31 protein-coding genes are annotated in these 26154 nt (G+C 64.3%); 14 read left to right on the forward strand and 17 right to left on the reverse strand.

Annotated elements, in window-relative coordinates; translation table 11 throughout:
- Positions 1-109 precede the first annotated feature (109 nt).
- Together E3T61_RS14230 and E3T61_RS14235 are read left to right on the forward strand one after the other, a co-directional pair.
- Complete coding sequence (locus tag E3T61_RS14230) at positions 110-517, forward strand: SRPBCC family protein (protein ID WP_134641501.1); 408 nt, start codon at positions 110-112, stop codon at positions 515-517.
- Between the two features lie 7 nt (positions 518-524).
- Positions 525-1136: a YdeI/OmpD-associated family protein gene (locus tag E3T61_RS14235; protein ID WP_134641502.1), complete on the forward strand. Its 612-nt coding sequence runs from the start codon at positions 525-527 to the stop codon at positions 1134-1136.
- 113 nt (positions 1137-1249) lie between these two features.
- On the opposite strand, the gene E3T61_RS14240 is transcribed toward E3T61_RS14235, so the two are convergent.
- Both E3T61_RS14240 and E3T61_RS14245 read right to left on the reverse strand, forming a co-directional pair.
- The gene (locus E3T61_RS14240; protein ID WP_134641503.1) at positions 1250-1822 is read right to left on the reverse strand and encodes a hypothetical protein; all 573 of its coding nucleotides are present in this window, start codon (positions 1820-1822) and stop codon (positions 1250-1252) included.
- 40 nt (positions 1823-1862) lie between these two features.
- Entirely contained in the window at positions 1863-2447 is a 585-nt protein-coding gene (locus E3T61_RS14245) for a hypothetical protein (protein WP_134641504.1), read from the reverse strand.
- A 243-nt stretch (positions 2448-2690) separates the two neighbouring features.
- On the opposite strand from E3T61_RS14245, the gene E3T61_RS14250 reads away from it, so the two are divergent.
- Positions 2691-3347, forward strand: a complete 657-nt coding sequence (locus E3T61_RS14250) for a histidine phosphatase family protein (RefSeq protein ID WP_134641505.1) — start codon at positions 2691-2693, stop codon at positions 3345-3347.
- A 54-nt stretch (positions 3348-3401) separates the two neighbouring features.
- On the opposite strand, the gene E3T61_RS14255 is transcribed toward E3T61_RS14250, so the two are convergent.
- Positions 3402-4622, reverse strand: coding sequence for an MFS transporter (locus E3T61_RS14255; RefSeq protein ID WP_134641506.1), 1221 nt, complete (start codon positions 4620-4622; stop codon positions 3402-3404).
- Positions 4623-4723: 101 nt separating this feature from the next.
- Here E3T61_RS14255 and E3T61_RS14260 point away from each other — a divergent pair, with 101 nt between their 5' ends.
- On the forward strand, positions 4724-5611 hold the full coding sequence (locus E3T61_RS14260) for a helix-turn-helix domain-containing protein (RefSeq protein ID WP_134641507.1): 888 nt from the start codon (positions 4724-4726) through the stop codon (positions 5609-5611).
- Positions 5612-5623: 12 nt separating this feature from the next.
- Here the strand turns inward: E3T61_RS14260 and E3T61_RS14265 are convergent, their stop codons facing one another.
- The 4 genes from E3T61_RS14265 to E3T61_RS14280 all read right to left on the reverse strand — a co-directional run bounded on the left by E3T61_RS14265 (position 5624) and on the right by E3T61_RS14280 (position 8132).
- Positions 5624-5986: a hypothetical protein gene (locus tag E3T61_RS14265; protein ID WP_134641508.1), complete on the reverse strand. Its 363-nt coding sequence runs from the start codon at positions 5984-5986 to the stop codon at positions 5624-5626.
- On the reverse strand, positions 5983-6993 hold the full coding sequence (locus E3T61_RS14270; protein ID WP_198418695.1) for a CPBP family intramembrane glutamic endopeptidase: 1011 nt from the start codon (positions 6991-6993) through the stop codon (positions 5983-5985). The genes E3T61_RS14265 and E3T61_RS14270 overlap by 4 nt, the downstream gene beginning before the upstream one ends.
- Positions 6994-7019: 26 nt before the next feature.
- Entirely contained in the window at positions 7020-7628 is a 609-nt protein-coding gene (locus E3T61_RS14275) for a DUF3887 domain-containing protein (protein WP_134641509.1), read from the reverse strand.
- A gap of 129 nt (positions 7629-7757) precedes the next feature.
- Positions 7758-8132 carry a winged helix-turn-helix transcriptional regulator gene (locus E3T61_RS14280; protein WP_134641510.1) on the reverse strand — a complete coding sequence of 125 codons (375 nt, stop codon included), beginning with the start codon at positions 8130-8132 and terminating at the stop codon, positions 7758-7760.
- Between the two features lie 80 nt (positions 8133-8212).
- Between E3T61_RS14280 and E3T61_RS14285 the strand changes: the two genes are divergently transcribed.
- Positions 8213-8623, forward strand: coding sequence for a Rid family hydrolase (locus E3T61_RS14285; RefSeq protein ID WP_134641511.1), 411 nt, complete (start codon positions 8213-8215; stop codon positions 8621-8623).
- Positions 8624-8675: 52 nt separating this feature from the next.
- Here E3T61_RS14285 and E3T61_RS14290 read toward each other — a convergent pair whose 3' ends face one another.
- A complete protein-coding gene (locus tag E3T61_RS14290; RefSeq protein ID WP_134641512.1) occupies positions 8676-9275 on the reverse strand; it encodes a TetR/AcrR family transcriptional regulator in 600 nt (199 codons plus the stop codon).
- A 94-nt stretch (positions 9276-9369) separates the two neighbouring features.
- Here E3T61_RS14290 and E3T61_RS14295 point away from each other — a divergent pair, with 94 nt between their 5' ends.
- Positions 9370-10119: an SDR family NAD(P)-dependent oxidoreductase gene (locus E3T61_RS14295; RefSeq protein WP_134641513.1), complete on the forward strand. Its 750-nt coding sequence runs from the start codon at positions 9370-9372 to the stop codon at positions 10117-10119.
- A 111-nt stretch (positions 10120-10230) separates the two neighbouring features.
- On the opposite strand, the gene E3T61_RS14300 is transcribed toward E3T61_RS14295, so the two are convergent.
- The 3 genes from E3T61_RS14300 to E3T61_RS14310 are packed head-to-tail and all read right to left on the reverse strand — an operon-like array spanning position 10231 to position 12772.
- A complete protein-coding gene (locus E3T61_RS14300) occupies positions 10231-11043 on the reverse strand; it encodes a MerR family transcriptional regulator (RefSeq protein WP_241992580.1) in 813 nt (270 codons plus the stop codon).
- A gap of 17 nt (positions 11044-11060) precedes the next feature.
- Entirely contained in the window at positions 11061-11879 is an 819-nt protein-coding gene (locus E3T61_RS14305) for an ABC transporter permease (RefSeq protein ID WP_134641514.1), read from the reverse strand.
- Positions 11876-12772, reverse strand: coding sequence for an ABC transporter ATP-binding protein (locus E3T61_RS14310; RefSeq protein ID WP_134641515.1), 897 nt, complete (start codon positions 12770-12772; stop codon positions 11876-11878). The genes E3T61_RS14305 and E3T61_RS14310 overlap by 4 nt, the downstream gene beginning before the upstream one ends.
- 130 nt (positions 12773-12902) lie before the next feature.
- Between E3T61_RS14310 and E3T61_RS14315 the strand changes: the two genes are divergently transcribed.
- The gene (locus E3T61_RS14315; RefSeq protein ID WP_166793246.1) at positions 12903-14225 is read left to right on the forward strand and encodes a sensor histidine kinase; all 1323 of its coding nucleotides are present in this window, start codon (positions 12903-12905) and stop codon (positions 14223-14225) included.
- A gap of 17 nt (positions 14226-14242) precedes the next feature.
- Positions 14243-14878 carry a response regulator gene (locus E3T61_RS14320; RefSeq protein ID WP_241992581.1) on the forward strand — a complete coding sequence of 212 codons (636 nt, stop codon included), beginning with the start codon at positions 14243-14245 and terminating at the stop codon, positions 14876-14878.
- A gap of 16 nt (positions 14879-14894) precedes the next feature.
- Here the strand turns inward: E3T61_RS14320 and E3T61_RS14325 are convergent, their stop codons facing one another.
- A complete protein-coding gene (locus E3T61_RS14325; protein WP_134641518.1) occupies positions 14895-15386 on the reverse strand; it encodes a MarR family winged helix-turn-helix transcriptional regulator in 492 nt (163 codons plus the stop codon).
- A 96-nt stretch (positions 15387-15482) separates the two neighbouring features.
- Between E3T61_RS14325 and E3T61_RS14330 the strand changes: the two genes are divergently transcribed.
- The 4 genes from E3T61_RS14330 (at position 15483) to E3T61_RS14345 (ending at position 18171) form a co-directional block, all read left to right on the forward strand.
- Positions 15483-16385 carry an NADP-dependent oxidoreductase gene (locus tag E3T61_RS14330; protein ID WP_134641519.1) on the forward strand — a complete coding sequence of 301 codons (903 nt, stop codon included), beginning with the start codon at positions 15483-15485 and terminating at the stop codon, positions 16383-16385.
- 206 nt (positions 16386-16591) lie between these two features.
- Positions 16592-16972, forward strand: a complete 381-nt coding sequence (locus E3T61_RS14335) for a nuclear transport factor 2 family protein (protein WP_134641520.1) — start codon at positions 16592-16594, stop codon at positions 16970-16972.
- Between the two features lie 27 nt (positions 16973-16999).
- Positions 17000-17200 (forward strand): hypothetical protein, encoded by a 201-nt coding sequence (locus E3T61_RS14340; protein ID WP_134641521.1) that lies wholly within the window; start codon positions 17000-17002, stop codon positions 17198-17200.
- A gap of 104 nt (positions 17201-17304) precedes the next feature.
- Positions 17305-18171 carry a zinc-binding dehydrogenase gene (locus tag E3T61_RS14345; RefSeq protein ID WP_166793247.1) on the forward strand — a complete coding sequence of 289 codons (867 nt, stop codon included), beginning with the start codon at positions 17305-17307 and terminating at the stop codon, positions 18169-18171.
- Between the two features lie 91 nt (positions 18172-18262).
- Here the strand turns inward: E3T61_RS14345 and E3T61_RS14350 are convergent, their stop codons facing one another.
- The 3 genes from E3T61_RS14350 to E3T61_RS22380 all read right to left on the reverse strand — a co-directional run bounded on the left by E3T61_RS14350 (position 18263) and on the right by E3T61_RS22380 (position 21130).
- On the reverse strand, positions 18263-18916 hold the full coding sequence (locus tag E3T61_RS14350) for an FMN-dependent NADH-azoreductase (protein ID WP_134641523.1): 654 nt from the start codon (positions 18914-18916) through the stop codon (positions 18263-18265).
- Between the two features lie 7 nt (positions 18917-18923).
- The gene (locus E3T61_RS22375) at positions 18924-20108 is read right to left on the reverse strand and encodes an FAD-binding oxidoreductase (RefSeq protein ID WP_166793248.1); all 1185 of its coding nucleotides are present in this window, start codon (positions 20106-20108) and stop codon (positions 18924-18926) included.
- 146 nt (positions 20109-20254) lie between these two features.
- A complete protein-coding gene (locus tag E3T61_RS22380) occupies positions 20255-21130 on the reverse strand; it encodes an LLM class flavin-dependent oxidoreductase (protein ID WP_134641525.1) in 876 nt (291 codons plus the stop codon).
- Positions 21131-21248: 118 nt separating this feature from the next.
- Between E3T61_RS22380 and E3T61_RS14365 the strand changes: the two genes are divergently transcribed.
- Positions 21249-21623 carry a winged helix-turn-helix transcriptional regulator gene (locus E3T61_RS14365; protein WP_241992582.1) on the forward strand — a complete coding sequence of 125 codons (375 nt, stop codon included), beginning with the start codon at positions 21249-21251 and terminating at the stop codon, positions 21621-21623.
- On the opposite strand, the gene E3T61_RS14370 is transcribed toward E3T61_RS14365, so the two are convergent.
- Positions 21618-23030 (reverse strand): alpha/beta hydrolase, encoded by a 1413-nt coding sequence (locus tag E3T61_RS14370; RefSeq protein WP_198418696.1) that lies wholly within the window; start codon positions 23028-23030, stop codon positions 21618-21620. The two genes, E3T61_RS14365 and E3T61_RS14370, sit on opposite strands and share 6 nt — an antisense overlap.
- Before the next feature lie 297 nt (positions 23031-23327).
- Between E3T61_RS14370 and E3T61_RS14375 the strand changes: the two genes are divergently transcribed.
- Entirely contained in the window at positions 23328-24356 is a 1029-nt protein-coding gene (locus E3T61_RS14375) for a DUF418 domain-containing protein (RefSeq protein ID WP_166793249.1), read from the forward strand.
- 36 nt (positions 24357-24392) lie between these two features.
- Here E3T61_RS14375 and E3T61_RS14380 read toward each other — a convergent pair whose 3' ends face one another.
- Positions 24393-26102 (reverse strand): carboxylesterase/lipase family protein, encoded by a 1710-nt coding sequence (locus tag E3T61_RS14380; protein ID WP_241992583.1) that lies wholly within the window; start codon positions 26100-26102, stop codon positions 24393-24395.
- Positions 26103-26154 lie beyond the last annotated feature (52 nt).

A 26154-nucleotide genomic window follows, 5' to 3' on the forward strand; every position in this document is an offset into this window, starting at 1 on the left:
GGTCGCCGTGCTGTGCAGGGCGCGAAACTGCCTCTTTCCGCCGGCGCCGACCTCACGCACAATGAAGTGTGGACGCAGAACACAACCTCGTCAGAAGGGTTCACTACACATGACCACCTACACCGCGACGATCAGCCTTCCGCAGTCGCTTGATGATTCGTTCGCCTTCATGGCCGATCCCCGCAACCTTCCGTACTACTTTCCTCGAATCACCTCTGCCGAGCTCGTCGGGCCGGAGCTGGTGCGCACGACCGCGGTCATCAACACGGACGGTGCTGACGATGCCAGCGGTGAACCGGTCACTGCCGACGCGTGGTTCCGTTCCGACCCCGCCAAGCACGAAATCTCCTGGGGATCGCCCGACAACGACGAGTACCACGGGACACTTGTCGCAGAACAGGGCGAGAGTTCAACTCGCCTGCATCTCACCCTTGCAACCTCGGCCAGCTACCCGGGAATCCAGGACAGCCTCGATGAGGCCTTGACATCGATCGCGGCCAAGCTCGCCGACGGTTAGGTCAACCATGGCCAGCCCGACCACAGCACCGCGGGTCCACGCAGAAACTCGTGCGCAGTGGCGCCGTTGGTTGCTCGTCAACCATGAACTCGAACGCTCCGTGTGGCTGGTGTCCTGGAAGAAGGCCACAGGAAAACCCTCTGTCAGCTACGACGACGCCGTATCGGAGGCTCTGTGCGTGGGCTGGGTAGACAGCAAACCCCAGAAGCTCGACGATGAGCGAACGATGCTCTATTTTTCTCCCCGGAAACCGACAAGTGCGTGGTCTAGGCCGAACAAGATCAGGGTCGAAGCCCTGCGCGCAGCAGGACTCATGCTGCCCGCCGGCGAAGCGGTGATCGCGCAAGCGATCAGCAACGGTTCATGGGCTTTGCTGGATGAGGTCGAGGACCTCATTGTCCCGGCGGACCTTGTCGAGGCTTTCGACGACAACCCGCCAGCCCGGGCAAACTGGGACCAGTTCCCGCCCTCTGCCCGTCGCGGCATCCTCGAATGGATCGTCCAAGCCAAACGACCCCAAACCCGAGCCGCGAGAATCCTCGAGACCGCACAGCTCGCCTCCCAAAACCAACGCGCCGCCCAATGGAAAAAGGCGACCGATGGCAAAGGAAACGATTGACTCGGAGGCGGAATCGGATCAGGCGGCGGCGACTTCAGCCCGCGGGGCGTGAGCACGGCATCCGCGCTGGCAGCGATTCCCGTTGCCACCGCCCTGATGGCTCGGGCTGAGGTTCATTTCAAGCACGCGCGGGTGAAGGGAAGATCGTCTGGTTCGTCGGGCCACTCGTCTACGCGATGACCCGGGTAATTGCTGTGTCGACGGACGTCGCTGAGAGGGATGGCTCCTTCGCACGGTATGGCGATCAGATCACCGACAACCACATTGGCCGGCAGCCAAACCCACTGCATGTCATCTACAGGCCGGGGCCGGAGCTGCATGCGCTTGAGGTGAGCGACACTACGGCGTCCGACAACGCGAGCTGCCGACAGAATGGGGCGGCAATGGTCCAGCTCGGCGTCGACCCATACGACCTGGCGCCGGTGCGAACCGGTGAAACCGGTCTCCTCCACTCGGGTCAACAGAACGGTGATGAATCGTTCCGGAGCGGCAGCGGGCCGCTCCCCGGCGTCGGCAGCCGCGCCGATTCGTACCGCGGGAGTCCGGTCGTGGCTGGCGCGCACCAGGGAGAGCCCGTTGATGACGAGGTCGTCGTCGGTGTGGACGGTGCCGACCGGCCAACTGCCGACATCTGCTGGTCGGTGCGTCAGGGGTGTCCGGGCCAGGATGCTGGACATGAGAGTCATGAGTGCTCCTTCATGGGGTTCTGGTGGCCTGTGGGATGGGTCATGCGAGTTGCGCCAGCCAGGTGAATTCGGCGGCGCTGTCGGCGGGGCTGTCCGACGTGTCGGTGTGTACGAGCGGCCGGGCACGAATGTCCCGGAGGGCAACGACACCGGTGCAGGGGATGGCGAGCAGGTCGCCTTCTCGCAGATCGTCGGGCAGGTCCATCACGCCGCGGCCGATGCTCGGTGTTTCATGGGATTCGCCGGAGAGCAGGATCGCCGCGGTGCTCTTCACCGTGGAGGCTCGTCCGATAAGTCGGGTCTCTCGCCAGGTGGCGTTGACGGTGTCCAGGCACGCGTCGATGAGCACAACCCGCGCCGCATCGAAGTTCTTCAAGACCGCGGTGACTTGCACAACGACCACGGCGGCGTCCTGGTAAGGCGACCTGCGCCCATGCGTTCCGGGGATGACAGCGGCCGCGGTGTGCACACACGGTGTCTGGCACACCTCGACGAGGCGGGTCATCGAGACACCGCACACGATGACGTCGGTCGTGGTGACCTGAGAGGACTCCGGCCAGGAATCGATGCGCAGGGGGTCGGGAATTGAGCGCCGGAGGGAGGGCATGATCGCGGTGAGAGTCATGAGCGCGAGCCCGTGCCACGGTTGCTCGGTTTGAGGGGATCCGATGTGGTGCGCTCAGGTGTTGTCATGCTTCAGTCCTACTGGCCCGGCGACGGGAATCCTTGCCCCCTAACGGAAAGCAGACGGGTTTCTCACGGAACCGCTACGGAGCGGCTCGGCGGGATACGGCCGCACCGGACCCCGGAACCTCTTTAATGGTCAAGAACTGACGTCGATACCGGGGCCCGATACTACTGTTGCCCTATGTCGACAACCGATCCGCTGCCCGACCGTCCCGCCCCGGATAACCCGTCCGGGAAGCTTATTCTCGTGCGCCACGGGGAGACGGAGTGGTCGAAGAGCGGCAAACACACGGGGCTCACGGATGTTCCGCTCACCGCCCGGGGAGAGGACCTTGCCCGCGGCGCGGGCAGTTTGGTGGACTGCTACGATTTCTCGCTCGTGCTGACGTCACCGCTGCAGCGTGCGCGGCGGACCGCAGAGCTCGCCGGCCTGGATGCCGAGGTCGACCCGCTTCTCGTTGAATGGGACTACGGCGGGTATGAGGGGCGCACGACGCGCGAGATCCGCCGCGAGCTCGGCTACAACTGGAGCGCTTTCACCCACGGCGTGATTCGTGGGGAGACGCCTGGTGAGACTGTCGAGGAGGTCGCCGGCCGCGCATCGCGGGTGCTCACGCGGGTGCTGCCTGCGATGGAGACGGGAGATGTCGCCCTGGTCGCGCACGGCCATTTCTTGCGCATCCTCACGGCCGTGTACCTGCGAATGGCCCCTCGATTCGGCGCTCAAATCACCCTGGATGCCGGATCGGTCTCCGTGCTCAGCTTCTACCGTGAGCAGCCGGCCATCTTGTCGTGGAACTACGGAGCCGAGCTGCCCATGGTGCCCTCAGAGTCCTGAGGCGGACCCCGAGCTGCTGGAGGACTTGGGATCCGCCGGTGGAAACCGAGGAGATCAGCCGTGGGTGGGGAGTTTCGCACCTGTCACATCGACCTGTTCCGGCATCGCCGGGACTTTGAACGACGCGCGTTTGTGAAGCGCGGCCACGACGAGGAACACAACCAGCCCGAGCACAGTGAGCCCCGCGCCAACGAGTGGCAAGGCGTTGTAGTCGTACCCGCGGCGGAGCACCTCCCCGCCTATGGCGGAGCCGAGACTGACACCAGCCATGAACGATGCCGAGGCGATGGCTGAAATGAACGGCGATGTGACGTTTGCGACCTCGACCGCGAAGGATTGCAGTGGCGGGACCATCCCGAATCCGGCGGCGCCGAGCACGCCGAGCAACACGATGACCGCGAAGATATTCGTGTCGAGAAAGGAGAAGGCGACGAGAGCGGCGGCCAAAACGACCATCGCGGTGACTGTCGTGCCGCGGATGGACTTGTCGGCGAAGACCCCGGCGTAGTGGGTTCCCACTACAAGGCCAACCCCGAACACGAGGAGCAGCCAGACGACTGCGCCGGATGAGGCACCGGTTCGCTCCTGGAGCATCGGCTCGATATAGGTGAACATGATGAACAGGCCGCCGTAAGCGAGTGCCATCGCGGCGTACGTCAGCCAGAGCCGCACGGTGCGAAGGGCGGCGCCGACGCTACCGGAGGCGGCAACGACTGCCTCGGCACTGCGAGGCAGCACCGTGATGAGACCGATCAGGGATACCACGGCGAGCACCGTCACGAACCAGAAGACGCTTCTCCAGCCCCAGGCGTTGCCGGCGAGGTTGCCGATGACAACACCGAGGACGTTGGAGATGGTGAGGCCCGAAAAGACCAGCGCGATGGCGCGGCCGCGTCTCGCGGTTGTGACAAGGTCGCTGGCGATTGTGATCGCCACTCCCATGAAGGCGCCGAGCATGGCGCCGGCGAGCGCGCGGGTCAGCACGGCGAGGAGGAGCGTGGGCGACAGCGCGGTACCGATGTTGGCGACGAGGAACACAGCCACGAGAATAATGGTGAGTAGCTTGTGTGGAACCCGAAGCGTCGCGGCGGCGATCAGCGGCCCGCCGATAACCCCGCCCAACGCGAATCCAGTGGTGATCAATCCCGCGTCGGCAACGGGTACAGCGAATCCGTCAGCGACTGACAGCAGTTGGCCGTTCGGCGCGAACTCGGCGGTTCCGAGAGCGAATGACGTCAGCGCGAGGGCATAGAGGGGAAGCGGAGAGGATCTCATCCCTCTATCGTCGAGCGGCTAGCAGGCGGCTACCAGATACCGCTGATTCATACCCATCACAGGGAATGGTTAGCCCGGAACGATGGACGTAGCGTTAAGCCATGAATAGTCCAGGCCCCCTCGCCGAGTATCTGCGCGCCAAGCGCGCTGACCTACTGCCGGACCGCACGCAGCTGGCCGGCTATGGCGCCCGGCGGCGAGTGCGAGGGCTTCGGCGCGAGGAGGTCGCGCAGCTCGCCGGCGTGAGCATTGGCTACTACACGCGTCTGGAACAGGGTCACAGCCGGCACGCCTCCGATGAGGTTCTGCTCGCGATCGCGATCGCATTGCAGCTGACCGTGACCGAGACCGAACACCTGCTGGATGTTTCACAGGCGCGAATGCCGTTACGCGGCCCTGCTGCCCCTCCCATCGAGGTCGCCAGCCCCACAGCGCTCAAGATGCTCGGCTTCGTCACGGACCGTCCAGCCGTGCTCCTCGGTCGCCGCGACGACGTACTCGCCTGGAACCGGCTCGGGCACGCGCTCATCGCCCCCTACCTCCCGTTCACCGCTCCGGGTATAACGAGTGAACGCCCGTCGCTGCCACGCATGCTTTTTCTCGACGCCCCAACCCGAGCTCTGTATCCGAACTGGATGAAAGAGGCCGGGCAAGTCGTCGCGTACCACCGAATGGTCAGCGGTAAACATCCCGACGACACGGCGCTCATCGCGCTCGTCGGAGAACTCGTCATGAAGGATCCCGCGTTCGCGACGCTGTGGTCGGAGGGTCGCGTCGGCGAATGCATCTCCGGCAGCAAACAATTCCACCACCCGCTGGCGGGGGACTTCACCGCCACCTACGACCTCTGGGCGCAAGCCAGCTACCCCGAGCATCGTCTCGAAATCTACGACCCCGAGGAGCCCGACCGGGTCATTGCAGCGTTGCGGCGCGTACCCGAGGCCGGACTCGGCGCGCACGACGTACCAGAGGCGCACACCGTCTCCTAGACGGGAGGCGCTTCAGCTCGACCGGCGGGCAGCGTTGATCTTGTCCACCTGTCCGAGGGGATCGTCGACGGTGAGGACCAGTCGGTCGAAACGTTCGGCAGGGTCGAGCTCTATGACGATGGCGGCCTCATAGCCGACGATGTTCCAGAACTGCCGCTTGCCGTTCGTGTAGAACGTGCCCGCCACTTTGCGTGGAAGGTGCAGGCCGGGAAAACGGATGCCTGTGGGATCGTCGATCACGGTCGGGTCGAAGAAGGCGCCTCTCACCTGCTTCAGCGGAATCTGGATGCGTCGGGTGAACGACCACAGCCTGTCGAGGCCTCGGGGTTCGATCACCAGCTGATCGCCGGCGATGATCAGGTGGTTGCCGCTCATCTCCGGTTGCCTGCACCGCGGGCGGACACCGCCAGGTCGGGTGCCGGCGGCTTAGCTTCGGCTGCGGTTTGCGCGACCGCGGGGCGGCGAAACTGACCGGTGGCGACGAGGACGATCACGAGTGCGAGCGGAACGATCCAGCCGGTCCAGCCCAACGGAGTCGCCTGCGTGGTGTCGATGTACTCGCCCGCCATGGAGAAGATCATGATGGTGCCGGCAGCCCCGTTGAACGCAGCGTGTGCGAGGGCTGCGGGCCACACCGAGTTGGAGCGAAGGCGCAGCCAGCCGAAGACCGCACCAACGAGGATGCACATGCCGACCATCATGGTGAGGCCGAGCCAGCCCGGCGCGTCGGGGTAGTTGTATCCGAGGAGGACCATCGGTGCGTGCCAGAGTCCCCAGATGACGCCCGAGATCACAATCGCCGGTACCGTTCCGAGCGGCATGAGTTTCGGGAGAAGCCAGCCTCGCCAGCCGAGTTCCTCTCCGAGTGCCGGAATGAGGTTGAGGAACGCCGCCACGGGGAGCATGAGCAGCTGGATGGCGACGAGCATGCCGAGATCAATGGTCAACTCGCCCGTGCCCGCAGCCTGTGCCCGTTGGGCGAGGTCCTGCTCAAATCCCGAGAAATTCACGAAGTCGGCCGGATACACCCCCAGCAGCGCACCAATTGGAAGCGAGACGAGAACGAGCGCGATCGGCACGAAGATTCCCAAGAGGGAGTATTTGACCAGTCGGCGCACGGGCTTCAACGGCCAGAGCCCGAGCAATCTGGCTTTCTGCCGATCCCGGTCGACGAAGAACACCATGATCAGCGCCGCGATCGCGGGCGTCGCCATGGTCGCGACTGCGACGGTCGCGATCGTGCCCGTCGGGCTATCGATTCCGTCGCCGAACCAGAGCGGGAGCGCGATAATCCACGCGAGCACAAAGGCGATCGACAGAAAGATTGTGATGGAGCGGATGTCCCGGCCACTCAGCCGAGAACGTGCTGGCGTGTCATGCATGAAATCTCCTCCGGAGGTGTGGACGGTCACGGCGTCTCCTCGGGGAGAATGTGCAGGCCCGCGATGGTCCGGTCGTCGCGGAACGCGATTCGCACGGTGTAGTCGCCTGCCTCCATGGAGAGTGGAGTGTTGGTCACCGTCACATCGCCGGCCCGCGTCACGACAGGTTCTCCCTGTCCTTCGAACCCCCCGGACAAGCCCACGATCTGCGACCACGCCGCCGCTAGGGCATCCTCGGAGAGGCCGTCCCGCATCGCTGGATCGAATCGCTCGGTGACGAGCTCCCATCGACCGGCCGCAAGGTCGTGAACGACCGATCGGGCCAATTCTGCGGCGTCGTTGAGGGGCGTGGTATTCATGAGTTCTCCTGTTCGTGGGTCAATCGGTTTGCCGTAGCGCTGGAAGGCTGCTTGACGACTCACGCCAAGGGCGTCACCGATGGTCTGCCACGTAGCACCGCGCTCACGCGACTGCTGGACGACCGAGCGAACGACCTCCTCGGCAGCCGACTGGATCCTGAGCGAGTACCCGATCGCGCCGGCAAAGTCGTCGCTGTCTGTCAGAACGCGGGCCGCGAGGAATGCGTCTGCGTGCCGCTTGAGGTCTTGCATTGCTGTTGTCAAGTTATTTTGCATGTGTAAAGCTTAGCTTTACAACGCTCGCAATTGCAACACTTGAGTCGCTCGAATCGTCTGCTCGCGTCGCACGCTTCAACGCGCTCAGACCCGACCTGGGGGAGCGGAGGCGGAGCGGTTAGTGCCCGGTCAGTTTTGAGCGTCGAACCGCTTGCGCGAGAGCTCGACCTCGGTCATGTTCTGCGTGGTCCACTGAAGAAGCGCATCGACGAGTTGGTTGAGGGTGTCACCGACGGGGGCGACGCGGTATTCCACGGCGACTGGGCGCACTGGGAGCACGAGCCGTTCGATCATGCCGTTGCGCTCGAGACGACGCAGGGTGGTCGTGAGGGACTTCTGCCCGATAGCTGGGATCGCCCGCCGGAGCTCGTTGAAGCGGAGCGGTCGGCCGCAGAGCTGGTCGAGTACTTGGAGTGACCATTTGTCGAGTACCTGGTCGAGGAGTTCGCGGTGCGGTTCGGTGACCTGCAGTAGGTCGGCGCCAGCGTGCGCGGTGTCATTCATAGCACCTAGTCTCGTTGAAGTTCCCTCGGTGCACCTAGTAGAAATGAGAAACCAACGAAGACTCTAACAAAGGAAGAACCATGACTGTCCGCACTTTCTCGCCTGACAATATGTTCCAGCCCGTGCCCTACCACCACGTCGCCGTCGGGACCGGCACCCGCCACGTTCACGTCGCCGGCCAGATCTCCCGCGACGGCAATGCCAACCTCATCGCCACGGGCGATCTTGCCGGCCAGGTCGCCCAGGTCCTCCGCAACACCGCACGTGGCCTCGAAGGAGCCGGAGCGACGTTCGCCGACGTGGTGCGCCTGCGTTTCTTCCTGACCAACTCGACACCGGATATGTTCGGCGAATTCATGGCCGGAATCGAGTCGGTCGCAGAGGAACTCGGTTTGCCGAGTCCGCTTCCTCCTCTGTCGGCCATCGGTGTCGACTTCCTGTTCGAGCCCGACGTCCTGGTGGAGCTTGAGGCCTACGCCATCCTCGACTGACGTTCGCTGGTCCCTCGTGGAGGGCACGCCCGTGCGGGATCAGGTACCGAGTTCAGGAGGGCGGCCAGTGCAGGAGTGCCGCGTCGACAACGCTCCGTAGCGCCGCTGAGGATGCTCCACCTGTCGCCTGAACCGACACGCCGTCGGCGATCGTCGTCAGGTACCGGGCGACCAGGTCGACATCGGTGTCGGCAGGGAGGTCGCCCTCGTCGGCGGCGCGCTGGAATCGCTCACGCAAGTCGGCCTGGCTCTTGGCCCGCCACGTTGTGAGGATGTCCTGCACGCTCTGCCCGGTCGCGCCGACGGAGAGGGCGGCGCGCACGCCCAAGCAGCCGGCGGGGCGGCCTGGCTGAGTGCCGGCGTGCACCGCGCCGTCGAGGTAAGCCCTGGCGACCTCGCTCGCGGTTGGGGCGAGAACCGATTCCCGTGCGTACGCGCCCGGCCCGCGTTCGTAGCGCTGCAAAACCTTGAGAAACAACTCTTCTTTGTTGCCGAATGCGGCGTACATGCTCTTGCGGGAGATGCCCATTGCCTCGGTGAGCATGGTGAGGCTGGCTCCCTCGTAACCGTGTTCCCAGAAGACGATCAGCGCCTGCTCGAGTGCATCATCGGCCTCGAAGGACCGTGGCCGACCGAGTTTCACTTGCTCCATAACGCCACTCTAGCACTTCGATACCGGTCGGTGCAGATGTGTGTTAGTTTTGCGATCTGCACCGATCGGTGTCGAAAAGATCAGGAGATCACTTGTGAACAGGTTCGAAGGCAAGACCGCAGTTGTTACCGGGGGCGGTACGAACGGCATCGGCCGCGCCACCGCGGCACGGTTGGTGGACGAGGGGGCATACGTCTTCATCACAGGTCGCCGCGAGCACGAGTTGAACGAGGCCGTCGCCGCGATCGGCCGCAACGTGACGGCTGTTCAAGGAGACATCACCAACCAGGCGGATCTTGATCGCCTATACGAAGCAGTCGCTGCTCGCGGCCAAGGCCTGGACGTGCTTTTCGCGAACGCGGGCATCGCAACCTTCGCGACGATTGACGATCTCACGACGACTGACCTCGAACGCGTCTTCGGCATCAACGTGACCGGTACCGTCCTGACGGTGCAGAAGGCGATCCCGCTCCTCAACAAGGGCGCCTCAATCATCATCAACGCGTCGACCTCCGCAGACCGAGGCGCACCGAGCATGGGTGCCTATGCGGCCTCGAAGGCGGCCCTGCGCAGCTTTGCGCGCACGTGGGCGAACGAGCTCAAAGATCGAGGAATCCGCGTCAACGCGATCTCGCCCGGCCCAACCGATACCTCCGGCGTCACAGAGCTCGTCGGCGCCGAGAATGCGGACGGATACAACCAGACCATAGGCTCCAGCCTCCCCATCGGCCGCATTGCGGGTCCGGAAGAGATGGCGGCCGTCGTGGCCTTCCTCGCATCGTCTGACAGCAGCTTCATGCTGGGAGCGAATGTGGTTGTCGATGGTGGTGTGAACCACATCTGAGCCGCCCACGGCACGTGCTGACAGCAGCGGGCGCCGCTTCCGGCTTCACCGGCCAGGGAGCGGCGCGGCCGCGCGCCTCCCGACGTCCATGCCTGCCGGATCGGCCGGCGGTCAAGCGGACAGGCTGATTTTTTGCTCTGAGGCGAACTGGCGAGCCCGGCTGAGGACATCCTGCTGGGCAGAGTTGTACAGTTCGAGCAGTGCCTCGGAAATCGTTCGCCGCGCATCGCGCTCGCTCCACCATCGGCCTGGCTGGGCTGACCATGGGCGGTCGGGGGATCGCCACGTCCCCCTCAAGGTGACGATTCTGTGCGCCACGCGCTCTCGTGTGGCTTCGTCTGCATTGCTGGGCAGACCGTCGAACTCCAGCCTGACCGCGTCAGGCTCCGAGAGCACCATCTGCCTCAGCCCGGACATGGATTCGCCTGCGGAAAGCCTCGCGAAGATGTGGATGAGCGCCTGGTCTGCCTCCGACAGTCGCGACGCCAGGGCTTCGAAGCCTCGTGGCGTGTGGGCGGGTGCGTGATCGCGCAGAATCGCCGCCATGTCTGATCGGGCGCGATGCAGACGCTCGATCTCCTCCTGCACGCATTGATCGAGCTGCTGCAGCCCGCCCAGCACAACGACGCCATCCTTATCTGCGCGCACGTGCGACAGCGGAACTCCTAGTTCGGCAATCCGCCGTACTTGAATCAGCCGCACGAGGTGATGCACTCGGTACTGCTTATATCCGTTGTATTTGCGCTCGGGGGCTTCGAGCAGCCCCAGCGAGTGATAATGCCTAATCGCATTGACCGTCGTTCCCGCGAGATCCGCGAGTTCACTCGTGCTCCACGTCACGAAATTCTCCTTCGTATGCTCAAAAAGACTGTCGATATCCGTTACGTTCGTGCCGGTCGGGGCAGTGTCGGCAATCGCCGCCACTGCCCGATCGAGGGTGCTTACGGTTCCCGGCGCGCTGTCCTCCACAGGCCGATCGAGAGAGGGATTCCGATCCACACCAGGACTGAGACCAGCAGCTTCGCCCAGGCGTCCGCCGTCATCAGACCGCTCATAAGAGTGCCCAGAGTATTGGTCATGTCCAGCCACTCAGCAGGTCCGCTCAGCGGCTCGATGGCAAAACTGAGGATCGACCACACCGTCGGCAGACCGAGGTAGGCCACGATCGCCACCGGTGTGCTCAAGAAGGCAAGCCCGAAGGCGATGCCCTGTGCCACAAGCAAGATGAGCGCAAAAGCGGTACCGAGAATGATCGGCCTATCGATCTCCCACGAGCCACCCGTGTCAAGCCACACGATGCCGATGAGGTTGAACACAGCGGCGACCGCAAGAGTGACCACCATGAGCACCATTCCGAGGTAGCTTGCCGAGGCGAGCTTGGCCAGGTTGACACGTGTGCGCCGCGGTTCGAGGGTGAATGTCGTGAGCGCCGTGCGGGCTGACCATTCGCTGGTCGCCGCCATCACTCCGATAAGTGGCAGCAGAAAGAGCTGGCCCGAGGAGGCTGCCGACACGAAGTTAGTGAACGTCAGGCCGTCGGCTGTGCCCGTGACCAGCGGCAAAGTGATCAGACCAGCACTGATTATCGCGATTGTGACAAGCAGCCAAACCCCGGCGCGAGTGTCTACCTGCTTTCGAAGTTCGACGGACGCGAGGCGTAAAAACGGCACCCTTCCAATCGGGATGGTGCGCGCGGCCGGCGGGAACGGGTTGTCTACCGAGGCCGCCTGTGAGTGGCTTATAACGTCTGGATTGGTCATGCGGGTACATCCTCTCGCCCGTGCTGGGCGGTCATTGAGAAGAACAGTTCTTCGAGTCCGGCGTTCGAGGCCGGGTGGAGGTCGATGACGACGATTGCAGCCTCGAGGGCGAGCCGACCGACATCGGCTACCGGGGCAGACGTCGACAGCCCGTCCGAAACACGGGTGACATCGAAACCGGCGATGGTCAAGGCTCGACTGAGTGCGTCATCGTCCAGGCTGCGGACCGACGTGCCTTTCGTGGCGAGCAGCTCGGCAGCGCTTCCCTTGGCCAACACCTTGCCCCGCCCGATGATGACGAGGTCGTCGGCAACGGCTTCGACCTCGAGTAGTAGGTGCGAGGAGAGCAGCACCGTGCCTCCCGAGGCAGCGAACGACGTGAGAACGCCCCGCATCCACCGAATACCCGCGGGGTCGAGTCCGTTCGACGGTTCGTCGAGAATGAGCACAGCGGGGTCACCGAGTAGGGCACTAGCCAGGCCAAGCCGCTGGCGCATGCCGAGGGAGTAGCCTCGGATGCGCCCGCCGCCCTCCTTCGCGGTCAGCCCCACGATCTCAAGCACCTCGTCGGCCCTGCCGTCCGGCATGCCCATGAGCTGTGCCGAAAGCGCGAGCGATTCCCGGCCAGTGCGGCCCGGGTGCTGGGCGCCCGCATCGAGCAGCACGCCGACGTGGCGGCCCGGGTTCTCCAGGGAATGGAACGGAACACCGAGCACGCTACTACTGCCGGAAGTTGGTGTGGCGAGCCCCACCAGCATGCGCATCGTCGTCGACTTCCCGGCACCATTGGGGCCGAGGAACCCCGTGATGCGGCCAGGCTCGGCGGAGAACGAGACGTCGTCGACCGCGATCGAGTTTCGGTAGCGCTTAGTGAGATTGGTTGCGGTAATCATGTTGCCAAGACTCGCTCAGCACGCTCCCACACAAATCAGCGCATGGTCTCGTCTCCCTCCACCTTTGGGTTGAGGCGGTAGAGCGTTAAAGAGGAGTGGCGCCGGGATGCAACCACCTACGCTGGAAAACGTGACCAACAGCCAGCGTTCCGGCCCCGCCGCTCAGGCGGCTGCGTTTTCCGCGGCCTCCAGCGCGCGCGGAGTGCCGACCGCGGTCCCCGGCGCTCCGCACCTCGCACCGTGGTCGCGAATCTGGCGGTACCTCTTGGCCGGGGGAATCGGTCTGACCCTGTGGTGCACCGTCATCCTGACCTATAGCAGGCCGAGTGCCGAGTTCACCTCCGGCGAGGAGGCCGTCGTTCGCGGCTTCATCATCCTCGATCTCCTAGTCGGTCTCGTTGCGCTCGCGGTACTGCCGTTGAGACGCCGCCACCCGGTGATCACGTCGGCAGTGGTCGCGGGCCTCACGGTGGTCTCTAGCTTCGCGGTCGGCGCGGCAGCGCTCGCCGTCGTGTCGATGAGCACTCGTCGGCGCTGGAAGCCAGCCGTTGCCATCGGCTTCGTCTGGGTCGCGGGCACCATGCTCTACGCGATGGTGCTACGACCACGCGTGCCCGGCACCACCTCGGATCTTGCTTTCACCTGGGCTGGAGGCGGCTTGGCCGTCGCCATCTACGCGGTGTGCGTGTCCACCGGCTACTACATCGGCGCGCGACGCGAACTGCTCCTCTCCCTCCGGGAGCGAGCGGAAAATGCCGAGCGTGAGCAGAACCTCCGTGAGAACTCGGCGCGGGAGTCGGAACGGACCCGGATCGCACGCGAGATGCACGATGTGCTCGCGCATCGCATCTCGCTCGTGAGCCTGCACGCCGGAGCGCTGAGCTACCGTACTGACCTCTCCCGCGATGAGACCGCGGAGGCGGCAACGGTCATCCAGAACAACGCACAGCTCGCGTTGACCGAACTTCGACAGATCCTCGGTGTCTTGCGGTCCAGTGATGGAGACACGCATGCCGAGCCGCCCCAGCCCACCCTCGCCGAGCTTCCAGCCTTGCTTGCCGATTCCCGGGAGGCCGGCATGGACATCACTTTGACAGCTGTTGAGATCGATCTGAGTGATGGTGCGTCGGGATGGGGGCACAATGGGCTGTCCGATTCTGTGTCTCGAACTGCATACCGAATCGTTCAAGAAGCCCTCACAAACGCTCGTAAGCACGCGGGGAGTGCACCCGTGGATCTTGTGCTCGAGAAGCGCGTCGACCAGTTGCTGGTCGTTGTGCGCAACCCGCGCGGGCGGGAAATGGCGACCGCACGGGGAGAGACCGAACTGCGCGGCAGCGGTGTCGGCCTCTTGGGCCTGCGGGAGCGCGCCGAGCTTTCCGGCGGCAGTCTCGACTACGGGATTGACCGCGGGGATCGCTTTGTCGTGACGGCGAGGCTGCCGTGGGCGTGACGACGCGCGTCGCGATCGTGGACGACGACGCTCTTGTACGTGCGGGCCTGCGGATGATCCTGGGCGGTGATCCCTCGCTCAGCATCGTGGGAGAGGCATCCGACGGTCGCGAAGCGCTCGACATGATCGCGACCGCGTCCCCCCACGTGGTGCTGATGGACATCCGGATGCCAGTGCTGGATGGCCTCGAGACCACGAAGGCCTTGACGCGGCGTGGCGACCACGTTCGAATCATCGTTCTGACTACATTCGACACGGACGAGCTCGTGGTCACGGCTCTGCGACACGGTGCGGTCGGCTTTCTGCTGAAGGATACGTCGCCAAGCAATATCGTCGACGCGGTGCGACGTGTGGCCGCGGGGGAGTCGATACTGTCACCGAGCGTCACTGCCCAGCTCATCGCCAAGGTGACAGGCGGCTCGGACGCCCAACGCGAGCGCGCTGTTGTGTTGCTCGAGGGACTGACTGATCGCGAGCGTGAAGTTGCGATTGCCGTCGGTCGCGGACTCTCGAACACCGAGATCTCAGCGGAACTCTTCATGGGCGTCGCGACAGTCAAGACCCACCTCGGGCACGTTTTCGTGAAGCTGGATGCCACCAACCGAGTTCAAGTTGCTCGCGTGGTGCACGACGCCGAACTCGCGAGCGATTAGAGGTTCGGGCCGCGTGTCACCGGGACGTGCGCGGTGGCAATACCTTGACGCAATCCTCCCGCAACGGCGTCAAGACGGCCTCCGCGATATCTTCCAAACCGTGAGTTTGTGCCGGCGTCAGGTGAGCGAACACATTGCGGCGCACCTCCGCGCAATACCCGGGCTCCGTCACGGCTACGACATCCGCCCCGGCATCGGTCAATCTGGCCAGGGTCCGGCGAGCGTCGCGGGGATCGCTGCTGCGGGTTATCCATCCACGCTCCTCCAGCCGGGCCACTATCCGTGAGAGATGCGATGGGGTGACGCTTGCGGTCGCGGCTAATCGAGTCATGTGGATTTCGCGTTCTTCACTGAGCGACAGCCATCGGAGGACCTGATACTCCGCATGACTCAACTTCGCGACGCGCTCCAAGTAGGCGTCCAGTTCGGCGGGCAGCCACATCATGACTCCCACGAGCAAAGACCAGGTTCGGTCCTCGTGACTGGATAATCGCTCTTCAGTGGCCATGTCTGAATTCTATCAATGTTTGCCACGGCAAGCATTCCCGCCTAGTGTTGCTTGCCATGGCAAGGAAAACCTTGCTCAATCGAACAGGAGATATTCATGCAGGCTGCGCTTTATCACAATTTTGGGGACCCGGATGTTCTCGTCGTCGAGGAAGTCACCGAACCTCACGCATCAGCAAACTCGGTTCGGATCGCCGTGAAAGCCGTGAGTGTCAACACCATCGACTACCTCTTCCGTGCCGGCACCCTGCAAGACGTGCTTCCTCTAACGCTTCCTGCGATTCCTGGACGCGACGCCGTCGGAATCATCGATGAGGTCGGGGAGGGGGTGACGGACTCGAAGGTCGGCGACCTCGTATTCGGACTGGGTGGCGTGAGCGATACAACGGCGGAGTTTGCGGTGCTGACGGCTTGGAGCGCGGTGCCTCCGCAGTGGTCCATCGAGCAGGCCGCCGCCGCGGGGCTCGCGTCCGCCACCGCGGCAGGCGCGATCAACGCTCTCGGCGATCTGAACGGTCGGACGCTCCTGATCGAAGGCGCATCCGGTGCTGTAGGAAGTGCCGCGACCGCCCTGGCGATCGCCGCCGGAGCAACGGTGATCGGCACGGCGCGACCCGCGAACCATCATCACGTCACTGCCCTCGGGGCGGCTGTGACAACCTACGGGCCCGGCTTGGCCGAGCGAGTTGCGGCCTTGGCGCCGGAGGGGGTTTTCGCGGCTCTCCATGCTGCGCCGTCACCCGCCCTGGTGGATCTGGTGAGCATCGTCGGCGACAAGTCCCGCGTGGTGTCGGTCGTAGGCACGGGGGAGGCCGTGCAACACGGGGTCGTTATCGTGAACGCTGTGAACGACTCGACACTGCTCGAGCAGACGGCCGGTCTCGGCAGGCGTGGCTTATACACGCCTCGCGTGGACCGCGTGGTACCGCTCCGATCCATCCGAGAGGCGCATGAGCTGGCCTCGGGTGGCGCTGGCAAAGTCGTGGTGATTGTGAGCTGACGGCGACTGCGGACGCGGCTGGATGCTCGGACGCTCGGAGCGGCGCGATGGCGCCCGCATCATCGAAGCCGGTCGACCCGGACTTGACCTTGTGGTCGCAACACGGTGTGAACTGAGCGAAGAGCACAGCGGACGTCGATGGACCCGATCGCGGTGCTCGAAAAGTGCGAATAGCAACGAAATCACCCCAACGAAAGCTGGCGACAATGACAGACCTGGATGCGCTCACCAAGCTCGAGGCAGCAATCAACTCCCATGACGCCAACAGCGTCGCAGCATGCTTCTCCGCCGACTATGTTTCAGAAACCCCTCATCACCCGTCTAGGAATTTCGAGGGTCGCGCAACCGTGCTGCGCAACTGGACCGCGATTCTCAGCCGGTTCCCAAATCTGACGGCGCGAGTTCTTCGTCGCGCGATCACTGGCGACGAAGTCTGGTCGGAATGGGCGATGGACGGCACCGCGGGAGACGGCACTTCGGCAGGAATCGTCGGCCCCGTAATCTGGCGCACCGATTCCAACGGCCTGGTGACCTGGGCGCGGTTCTACCTCGAGCCTGCAACCGATGAGCCGATCAGGCCGTCCTGAAATACCACCCAGTAGAAACGAGACGACATGCTCAGAGTGACTGGAACGATTCTTCTTGCCATCGGCTTCCTAATGCTGGCCGGCGCGTGGGCGATCACCGACCCTTTCGCCACCGATGCGAATATCGGGGCCGGCGGGCTCATCCTGCTTGGCCGGCCGGCAGGAGGGGTCGGCCTGTTGATTCTGCTCGTCGACGGAATCCTCAGGCTGCGCAGGCGTGACGCTTGACCGAGCTCCGGGCACAACCAATCCGACCGACAGGAAGAAGCACACACACAATGCGCGCATGGATAACCGACCAGTCAAGCCACGCAGGACTATCCTTTCGCGAAGTGCCCGATCCGCCCCAACGCGAAGATGAAGCTCTGATCCAGGTGCAGGCCTTCGCTCCGAACCCGGGAGATCTCGCAGCGCTCGCCACGGCGGAACCCGGATCAGTCCCCGGCTGGGACGGCGCCGGGACCGTGCTTCGAAGGGCGCCGAACGGAAGCGGGCCCGAGGAAGGCCAGTCCGTGATCTTCCTCGGGAGCCAGGGCGGCTGGGCTCAGATGCGGAGCGTTCCGACAGCGACGATCGCCGTGACACCGAACGGTGCAGACCCGGCGCTGATGAGCGCGATCCCGGTCCCGGTCACCAGCGCACTCCGGGCGCTTCGAGGGCTCGGATCGCTGCTCGGGCGGCGTCTGCTCGTGGTGGGTGCCAACAGCGCCGTGGGAGCGGCCGCCGTTCAGCTGGCGGCCAGGTCAGGCGCGCACGTCGTCGCGATCGCGCGGGACCAGGCGGCCCACGAACGAGTAAGGCAGCTCGGGGCTGCGGAGGTGCACGCGACGATGGACACAGTATCGTTGCCGGTCTTCGCTGCACTGGACGTCGTGGGCGGACCGCATCTCGTCGCCGCGTATTCTCTGCTGGCGCCGGGAGGTACGGTCATTGCGCTGGGACATGCCGCCGGTCACGACGAGCACTTCCCGTTCGGCGCGTTTGTCGCCGGCCCGACAAACTTCGACAGAACGATCTCGACCTTCTTCCTTGGTAGTCAAAACGGGCTTGGATCCGAAATGGAGTATCTGGCAGCCGAGGTCCACGCCGGGCGCCACACGATCGGTGGCCTCGACCAGAGGTCATGGACAGCACTCGGATTATGGGTCGGCGATGACAGTGTGCGGTCACCGAACAGGACCGTCTTCCTCGTCGACTGATCCGCGACACCTGCGCAACCGCGCAGTGGCCCGGGCGGGAGCCCGGGCCACTGACATGCGCCTGCGCGATCGAACCGGTCAGTCGCAGTGCTTAGGCAGCACGTTGTCGGGTGGCGAGGGTTTGTCCGTGCTCTCGTGCCCGCTGTTCGGCGTCGGATTTGATGTGCTCGGCAACGTCGGCGAAGGCGTCGAGGGCGGGGTTGACGCCGACGAGGGTGAACTCGCGGGAAACGATTCGCAGATCGATATGCCAGACGTCTTCGAGGATGCGGCGCATCCAGTCGGTGGCGTGGTCCCAGCCTGCCTTGGGGGTGCCAGGGGAATAGTTCCCGCCTTGAACCGTCACGAGGACGCCTGGTTTGCCTGCGGTAACGGATGCGACGCCGGGGGCCATCCGGGGATCGGTGGTGACGAGGTCGACGTAGGTCTTGAAGTGTTGCGATGGTCCGAAGTTGTACAGCGGCACGGCAAACAGGTACGCGTCCGCTTGGTCGAGCTCGTCGATCAGAGTGCCGGCCAGCGTGAGGGCCTGGCGCTGGTGATCGGTGCGGTCGCCGTCGGGGGTGCCGGCCGCGGTGAGCGCGGTGGCCCACGCATCGCTGGGCAGCGGATTCACCCCGATATGGCGGCGGCTCACGGGTGCGTCGGGCGCGGTGCCTTGCCAGTGCTTTTCGACGAGGTCGGCGAGGGCACTACTGGCGGAGCCGTGTTCGCGGATGCTGGCATCAAGACGGAATAAAGACATGGATCTCCTAGAAATTGTGATGAAACGTGCTGGTCGGGTGGATGAAGAAGTTGTCGCGGAACAGTCCGGTCGGGTCCCACGTGCGTTTGAGGGCGCGGAGGCGTTTCAGATGTGCCGGTGGGAAGGCTCGGGCGAGGACGTCGGGGCCGGTGTCGGTTTCGAAACTGAGATACATGCCCTCGAAATGGGGGAGGAGCTGGTTCCAGCGGGCTTCGAAGTCAGCGGAGCCGCCACCGAGGGTAGCGATGAGGAAATTCGCGTTCCGCCAGGCGTAGGCGGTGGCATCCGCCGGGGTATCGGCGACCGCACCACCCGCGGATCGCACGGTGAGGAAGAACGAGCTGTTCGACGTGAGCAGGTGGGCAAGGCCCTCGGAGACGGCGGGGGTGAGGTGACGGGCGAGGCTTGAGTGGCCATGGGGTTCGCCGTGGTCGTGCTGTTCTGGCGGCTGGGACAGGAGGGTGTGGTAGGGCATGAGCTGCACAGACTGGTTAGCCACAGGCGCCAGCGCTGCGAGAGGTTGGAGCCGCTCGACAACCGTGTCGGGGTCATCGGCGTCTACCACGATGAGCGCTTGCACGGTGGGGGTTCCATGCCCACTGGAGCTGAGGATCAGGGTCCCGGTCACGGTCGGGTGGGAGTGTTCGATTGTCGTTCCCCACGCCTGCAGGAACGCGGCGATGTCGTCTGGGGCGTAGACGAGCATCGCGAAACCGACCTGGGGCCCGATGGGGTCCAGGTCGAACTCGAACGACACGGCGATACCGAAGTTCGCGCCCGCGCCGCGCATCGCCCAGAACAAGTCAGGATTCTCCGCGGCGGAGGCTCGCACGAGTTCGCCGTTGGCGGTGACGACATCGACGGATAGGAGGTGGTCGATGGTCAGCCCGTGTTCGCGGACGAGCCAGCCGATCCCGCCAGCGGTAGCAAGGCCGCCCACTCCGACACTGCCATAGTCGCCCGCGGTGAGCGAAAGACCGTGCGGTGCGAGTGCGGCCGCCACGTCTCCCCAGCGGGCGCCGGGACCGAGACGGGCACGGTTGCCGTCCAGCAGGGTGATGTCGTTCAACGCATCGACGGCGATCACGATGCCGCCATCGTTCAGGGATCTGCCTGAGATTCCGTGGCCGCCGCTCAGGATGCCCAGCGGAACCTGGCGGTGTCGGTCGGCGTATAGCACCGCGTCTTGCACCTCGGCAGGTGACTGCGGTCGGAGTACCAAGCCCGGGCGACCGCTCCGGAAGAATCCGGCCGTGTACCGGGAATAGCCCGGGTCCCCGGGCAGGAGAGCTCGTGCCACCAGAGAGCGCGGCAACGGATCACCCGCCAAGCCCAGGTTCACAGTGTGACCGCGCTGGTGCGTGCCTCAGCGCGCGCCGCGCCCACCCGGTCGCGAATCTCCGCCGCCGTGACCGTTGCGAAGCGACGGATCTCCTGCGGGTCATCGCTGCCCAGGATGAACACCGACACCCCGTCCTCAATGGCCAGGCGAGCCATCTGCTCCGCCGACACCGGGGGAACGATGTTCATCATCCGCACGATCTCGCTCGGGTCGCGGCCAGCGAGGCGAGCCGACGCATCGATGTTCTGATTACCCCGGGCGATAGCGCCCGGTTGCATCCAGGGGAGGCTCGGGAGCCAGCCATCTCCCTTGCGGCCGATGATCTTCTGCATCCGCGGCTTGTATGCACCCACCCAGATCGGAATTCGGTGAGCGGGTGCGGGACCGCGTTGTGCCCCGTCGACCCGATGGAACCGCCCGTCAATACGCAACGGGCTTCGGTCGGCGACATCCCACATCCCGCGGATGATGTCCAACGCCTCATCCAGCCCGCTGACCGCATCCGGTGGGCTCAGCAGCGGAGCACCCATGGACGCCATCGCATCGAAATAGCCCCCCGTTCCGATGCCGAGCTCCGCGCGGCCCTCGCTGAGCAGATCGAGACTCGCCATTGCCCGAGCAAGGACCGCGGGCTGCCGCAGCGGAAGATTCAGCACGTTTCCGGAGACATGGATGCGCGACGTTCGCGAGGCAACCCACGTCAACAGTGTCCAGGTGTCATGGAACACCGCCTGGTACGGATGATCCTGGAACGTCACCAGGTCCAGCCCGACGTCCTCGCTGAACATCGCAAGATCCACCGGATGATGGGGTGGTTGATTCAGAGGAGTGATGAAGCTGCCGAAACGCAGCGGGTGATTGTAATCAGGCATGACTCCATGGTTGTTGCCGGACCTCAGAGCCACAACTGACGGGTAACTCACTTACTATAGGTAACCAAGTTTTTCTCCAATCCACCCGATTTTGCAGTAAGTCACTTACACTAGGTAAGTGCAATCATCCCGTGCCCTGAGATCGCCTGCTGAGTGGAGCCAAGTCAATGAGGACCAGTGCCGCCACGCCAGCGCAGTCCTCGAGATCGTCGGACAGCGGTGGTCGCCCAGCATCCTCCTTGCCCTCGCGCGGGGTGCCGAACGATTCACCGACATCACGGCGGTCGTGGCCGGTCTTTCCGCGAGGATGCTCACTGTGCGCCTGAAGCAACTGGAGGCAGCCGAACTCGTGCACAGGAGCGTTGTGCCCACCACGCCTGTCATGGTCCGCTATCACCTGACACCCCGCGGCGTTGACCTCATCACCGCGCTACGGCCGATCGCGGGACACGTTCAGCGCTGGGAGGGTGAGGGCGGCCCGATCGGGTCATAACCGACACGTTTCGTCAGCCGGAGGGGTCGTGAGATCGACAAGGTAAGCGGCGACGACGGAGTCGATACACTCGCTTCCCGAGATCACTGACCCGTGCTGCGCCCCCTCAACGGTCAGCAGGCTTCCACCCAGCGTTTCGGCGAGGCTGATGCCACCCTGATGCGGAGTGACCGGGTCACCCGTCACGGACACTGTCAATGTTGGAGGCAGACCCTCGATATCGGTCGCGTAAGGGAAACCCAGCGTCGGCTCAACCGGCCAGCCCTCACACAGGGCAGGCGCGCCCTTCACAGGCGTCCCCGGATCGAGGAACGGGGCGGCGGTGAGTGCGGCGCCGACGAGCTCAGCCTGACCCGCCGGGCTGAAGCGGTCCTCGTCCAGGCAGTCGATGGCCACCGTGGCCTCCGCGGAATTGGCATAGCTGCCGTCGGGGGACCGTTCGTGGTACAGGTCTCTGAGCCAAAGAAGGGTGTCACCACGACCCGCAGCGAGTTCCGTGAGGCCCGCGATGACGAGAGGCCAGAATTCGGCGCTGTACAGCCCCATGACAACGCCGTCGTTGGCTGCCGTGTAGCTCAGCTCACGACCTTCGCCGGCTGGTAGCGGTGTCTCGAGGAGGGGACGCACGAGCTGCTGGTATGTCTCGGTCGCGGTGTCAGCGTGCGTGCCGAGCGGGCATTCGCCCTGTGTCGCGCAGAATTCCGCGAGTGACTCGAAGCCGTGCTGCAGCCCCGCCCATTGCGAGACGTTTCGTTCTTGAGTTCCCGTATGCGGGTCCATCGCACCGTCGAGTACCAGGGCTCGCACGTTCTCAGGGAACATTTCTGCGTACACGGCACCCAACCTGGTGCCGTAGCTCACCCCGAGGTAACTGAGACTGTCGTCGCCGAACACGGCCCGCAGAACATCCAAGTCCTGGGCCGCATCCCTCGTTCCCAGGTGCGCCAAGACGTCGACGCCGCCGACGCTGTCGGCGCAGGCGTCGACAAGAGGGCGCGAATCTGGAAGAGACAACAGACTCGCGGCCAAGGCGTCATCGTCACGCTCTCCATCGGTGTAGCAGTCGATCGCCGGTGTACTGGTGCCGGTTCCGCGTGGATCAAACCCGACGAGATCGAATTGCTCGGTGACGGGACTGTTCACCCACGCGTGCGCAACATCAGCCGAGTACCCGATCCCGGGTAGTCCGGGACCCCCAGGATTGATGAAGAGCGATCCGATCGGCTCCGTGCCTGTCGCGGGGATGCGGAAGACAGCGATTTGCGCGGTACCAACGTCGGGGTTCTCGTAGTCGATAGGAACCTCGACGTGCCCACACTCACCCGGAATGAGGACATCGCCAGTTTGGACGGGCGTCTCGCAGGGCTCGAGAGCGAGCTCTTGATCGTAGAAGCTCTCGAGGGACACCTCTGGTTCCTGCGACTGGGGCGGGGTAACACACGCGCTCAACAACAGCACCACCGGCACCATTGCGGCGAGCGCCCGGAGGCGACTTCGGACTGGACCTATTGGTCGGTAAACATTATTCCGCGACATAGAACGAGCAGACACTATGTGGTCGGCACCGGGTCAAGTGCGGAGGTATCCATAGCGGGATTTCCCCTCGCTGTACCCGGCGGCCCGGTTTGACTCTGTTCCGACAACATGGTGTCTCCTCGACGTCACCGCCTTGAAAACTTTCACCTCCTTGGAAGGAGAACCAAAGTGACCTCTCGCCTCGCACTCGGCTCGGCACAGCGCTGGGCCGTCATCGACACACTGAGAGGGTTTGCGCTCTGCGGAATCCTGCTCGTCAACATCCCCGATCTCGTTCAACTCGGTTACGGATTGGGCGTCGACAGTGCTGGCGTCCAAGGAAGAGAACCACTGGAATGGCTGGTCCAAACCCGGTTCGTTCCCATTTTCACTTTCCTCTTCGGGATGAGCATGACCTTTGTTGTGCACGGGGCGCGTCGTCGTGAGCGCAGGCCGTGGCCGGCACTGGTTATGAGGTTCGTGGCGCTGTTCGTCATCGGCCTTCTGCATTCACTCGTGTATCCCGGAGAAGTGCTGCGTGAGTACGCCATCTCGGGGCTGTTGGTTCTGCCGGTCGTGCTTTTCGCGCCACGAGTCGTTCAGCTTCTCCTCGGCGTCGTGTTCGTCGTCGCCGCCTACGTCGTAGCGGGTGGCGGACTCGCCGCCACGCCTGGACTGATGTTGCTGGGGGCCGCTCTCGGGGCTTATGACCTCGGGCGAGCGCTCGACAGCAGGTCGCGGGCAGTGCTGGTCACGTTCGCCGTTTCGCTGGTGCTGCTGATTCCTGCCCTGTTGTGGCAAGGGAGTGCGCCCGGTGATCCTCGATTCTCGACCCCAGGCGCAGTCGCTGGGCTCGTCATGGCCGTCGTCTACGTGACCGGACTGTCGTTTTTGTGGATCTCGCCCGCGCGAAGAGCATTGAGAATGCTCTTCGAACCTCTGGGGCGGATGTCGCTGAGCAACTACCTGGGAGCATCCGTCATTGTCTTCTTCATCAGCACGGTCGTTGACTTCACCACCATGACCACGATCGGGCCTGCTCTCCTGCTGGCGCTGGGTATCCTGCTCACGCAGAACATTGCCAGTCGCCTGTGGTTGCACTATTTCAGGTACGGACCGGTCGAATGGATCTGGCGCATGATCACCTGGCGCGAGCCGGTATCCCTCATCTCGCCCCACCGCCGGGCGGCTGTCAGGGCGCGATCCGCTCTGCGATGAGGTGCAGTGCCGTCAATGACCGCAAGACCCCGGCCTTCAGCGGATCGGTCCGTTGTAGTGGAGCCAGAAGTCGATCGCTGCAGGCCGCGGTCGCGGGGACACAACGCTGCCATCCGGCCCGAATTCCAAGACGTCGTCGGAGGCTTGCGCAACTGTCGGCCATGCGGGCAGGCCAGCTCCGTTCGGGTTGCCCGTATGCACGAAATTGAGCCAGTACCCGCTCATCTGGTCGCGGAGTCTGTAGTCGGCCTTCTGGTACACACTGTTGTTGTCGGCACCAAGGTTGTCGTACGCGTAGGCGACCTCGGCGCCGTGGTACGCGCCGAACTTCTCGAGCCCCTCGTCCGGAGGCACGTGGGAGAAGTAGTACAGGTACGCGTCCTCCGTTCCGGTATCTGTTTGTAGTTGTGCCCAGCGGAGCATCGCGCGGGTCATGACGCTGTCGGTCTGGGCTTTCAGAGACGAATCGAGGACCTGCTGCTCGGTATCGCCCGGGTAGAGGCGGAGGAAGCGCTCCGATTCGTTGCCGTAGGTCTGTTGGACGGACGCCTGATACTCGGACACGCTGATCTGTGGCGGGCTTGCGAGGGCCAGCGACGCTTCGTCTGCGTTGCTTCCCACGAGAGTCGGAACATCCAGCTGCTCTCCCGAGGCGTAGATCTCCGCGGCTGCCTTTTCGAGTACGTACCCGTCGACGGACGGCCGCCAGTGACCGGCAAGTGAGTCCGATGCAGCGAGGATCTGCTCGACGGACATTTCGCGCATGTCCTGCAGGGACGCGTTGCCGAGTGCCGTGCTCACGCGCTGCCCTGCGGCCTCCGCCGCCTCACGGGTATCGAACTGGTCGCCGGCTTCTGTGTCGCCCGTGGTGCCCAGGCACGCGCCGCTGCCGCCGATGATGCCGTCGACCAGGCCTTCGGCGAGCGGGGTCGCCCCCAATGTGCATACGCTCTCGCCTCCTGCGGACTCTCCAGCGATGGTCACACGGTCCGGGTCGCCGCCGAAGCCGGCGATGTTGTCCCGAATCCACTGCAGGGCGGCGATTTGGTCGAGAAGACCATAGTTGCCTGAGGCGCCATAGTCGGACTCGGCGGCGAGATCCGGATGCGAGAGGAACCCGAGTACACCCAACCTGTAGTCGAGAGTGACGGTGATCACGTCGCCCCGAGAAGCCAAGGCTTCGCCATCGTACAGAGGCAGCGCGGCGGATCCGGTGGCGAAGCCCCCGCCAGGGATGTAGACGAGGACTGGACGTGGCGCAGCGGTCGATGCCGAGCTGCGCCAGATGTTGAGCGAGAGGCTTTCCTCGCTCACGGGATACGGGTTGAGGAACGTGTCCTCGAGCGGCATATCGACGACCTGCGAAAGCGCGCGGGTGAAGAACTTGGACGTGCCTTGGACGGGTGCGGACGAGAATCGGTCCGCGGTGAAGACTTCCGTGCGCGCCGTGAGCGGCTGCGGAGCCCGCCATCGCAGATCACCTACCGGAGGCTGGGCATAGGGGATCCCGGCGAAGATCTCCACCGAACGGTCGTCATTGGTCACACCACGAACGGGGCCGTCGTGCGTTGTTATAACGTCGGTGAGCTGTGGGTCTGCGCCCCCGGCCTCGCGGACCGTCGGCGACGGGTAGGCAAAGACCGCAGTTGTGAAGACGATCACCGCGGTGAGCAGCCACGCGCCCGCCTGAAGCAGAGCGTGGCCTCGAAGCCATTTTCGGGCGGCGGCGGCCGCCGCCACAATCATGACGCCTACCAGCGCCCACCCCCACCACGGGCTCCGATTGAGCCACAGCAGT

Origin of the sequence: Cryobacterium lactosi (assembly GCF_004403945.1) — a bacterium.
Classification (GTDB): Bacteria; Actinomycetota; Actinomycetes; order Actinomycetales; family Microbacteriaceae; genus Cryobacterium; species Cryobacterium lactosi.

Excerpts from the sequence above, each read along its gene's own strand:
- E3T61_RS14290 (WP_134641512.1), bottom strand. The coding sequence starts at position 9,275 with ATGGAGCAAGTGAAACTCGGTCGGCCACGGTCCTTCGAGGCCGATGAT.
- E3T61_RS14250 (WP_134641505.1), top strand. The coding sequence starts at position 2,691 with ATGTCGACAACCGATCCGCTGCCCGACCGTCCCGCCCCGGATAACCCG.
- E3T61_RS14380 (WP_241992583.1), bottom strand. The coding sequence starts at position 26,102 with ATGATTGTGGCGGCGGCCGCCGCCGCCCGAAAATGGCTTCGAGGCCAC.
- E3T61_RS14330 (WP_134641519.1), top strand. The coding sequence starts at position 15,483 with ATGCAGGCTGCGCTTTATCACAATTTTGGGGACCCGGATGTTCTCGTC.
- E3T61_RS14310 (WP_134641515.1), bottom strand. The coding sequence starts at position 12,772 with ATGATTACCGCAACCAATCTCACTAAGCGCTACCGAAACTCGATCGCG.
- E3T61_RS14350 (WP_134641523.1), bottom strand. The coding sequence starts at position 18,916 with ATGTCTTTATTCCGTCTTGATGCCAGCATCCGCGAACACGGCTCCGCC.
- E3T61_RS14270 (WP_198418695.1), bottom strand. The coding sequence starts at position 6,993 with ATGCATGACACGCCAGCACGTTCTCGGCTGAGTGGCCGGGACATCCGC.
- E3T61_RS14285 (WP_134641511.1), top strand. The coding sequence starts at position 8,213 with ATGACTGTCCGCACTTTCTCGCCTGACAATATGTTCCAGCCCGTGCCC.
- E3T61_RS14280 (WP_134641510.1), bottom strand. The coding sequence starts at position 8,132 with ATGAATGACACCGCGCACGCTGGCGCCGACCTACTGCAGGTCACCGAA.
- E3T61_RS14305 (WP_134641514.1), bottom strand. The coding sequence starts at position 11,879 with ATGACCAATCCAGACGTTATAAGCCACTCACAGGCGGCCTCGGTAGAC.
- E3T61_RS14265 (WP_134641508.1), bottom strand. The coding sequence starts at position 5,986 with ATGAGCGGCAACCACCTGATCATCGCCGGCGATCAGCTGGTGATCGAA.
- E3T61_RS14240 (WP_134641503.1), bottom strand. The coding sequence starts at position 1,822 with ATGACTCTCATGTCCAGCATCCTGGCCCGGACACCCCTGACGCACCGA.
- E3T61_RS14235 (WP_134641502.1), top strand. The coding sequence starts at position 525 with ATGGCCAGCCCGACCACAGCACCGCGGGTCCACGCAGAAACTCGTGCG.
- E3T61_RS14260 (WP_134641507.1), top strand. The coding sequence starts at position 4,724 with ATGAATAGTCCAGGCCCCCTCGCCGAGTATCTGCGCGCCAAGCGCGCT.
- E3T61_RS14245 (WP_134641504.1), bottom strand. The coding sequence starts at position 2,447 with ATGACTCTCACCGCGATCATGCCCTCCCTCCGGCGCTCAATTCCCGAC.
- E3T61_RS14335 (WP_134641520.1), top strand. The coding sequence starts at position 16,592 with ATGACAGACCTGGATGCGCTCACCAAGCTCGAGGCAGCAATCAACTCC.
- E3T61_RS14325 (WP_134641518.1), bottom strand. The coding sequence starts at position 15,386 with ATGGCCACTGAAGAGCGATTATCCAGTCACGAGGACCGAACCTGGTCT.
- E3T61_RS22380 (WP_134641525.1), bottom strand. The coding sequence starts at position 21,130 with ATGCCTGATTACAATCACCCGCTGCGTTTCGGCAGCTTCATCACTCCT.
- E3T61_RS14340 (WP_134641521.1), top strand. The coding sequence starts at position 17,000 with ATGCTCAGAGTGACTGGAACGATTCTTCTTGCCATCGGCTTCCTAATG.
- E3T61_RS14275 (WP_134641509.1), bottom strand. The coding sequence starts at position 7,628 with ATGCAAAATAACTTGACAACAGCAATGCAAGACCTCAAGCGGCACGCA.
- E3T61_RS14255 (WP_134641506.1), bottom strand. The coding sequence starts at position 4,622 with ATGAGATCCTCTCCGCTTCCCCTCTATGCCCTCGCGCTGACGTCATTC.
- E3T61_RS14230 (WP_134641501.1), top strand. The coding sequence starts at position 110 with ATGACCACCTACACCGCGACGATCAGCCTTCCGCAGTCGCTTGATGAT.